Genomic DNA, 320 nt, shown 5'->3' with positions numbered 1-320 from the left:
GACGCAACGCATGGTTAGGCGTTTTGCTGCTGGCGCTGTTGTTAGGCGCTGGCAGTCGAGCCCTATGGCTGTGGTTAGATCGCCCTATCGAGCGCGTGTCAATTCGTGGTGAGTGGGAGTATGTGAGCGCGGATTACCTGCGTACCCAGCTAGCGCCGATGGTGCAAGAAGCGACTTGGCTCTCTGCCGATTTAGGCGAGCTTCGCCGTCGAGCGTTGAACATTGGCTGGCTGTATGAGGTGCGTATCTCGCGGGAGTGGCCAAACGCATTAGTGTTTGAGCTTGTTGAGCAAACGCCTGTCGCACGTTGGAATGATGAC

General features: G+C 56.9%; 1 protein-coding gene. It reads left to right on the top strand.

All coding sequences use genetic code 11. From position 1 onward, the window contains the following. Positions 1-23: 23 nt before the first annotated feature. On the top strand, positions 24-320 hold a 297-nt coding region (locus R0J92_RS22180; RefSeq protein ID WP_411053241.1), incomplete at its 3' end, for a cell division protein FtsQ/DivIB.

This window comes from Tritonibacter sp. SIMBA_163, assembly GCF_046535935.1.
GTDB classification, from domain to species: Bacteria; Pseudomonadota; Alphaproteobacteria; order Rhodobacterales; family Rhodobacteraceae; genus Epibacterium; species Epibacterium scottomollicae.
The sequence above is the reverse complement of the archived record's forward strand: the minus strand, read 5'-3'. Positions and strand labels throughout refer to the sequence as shown.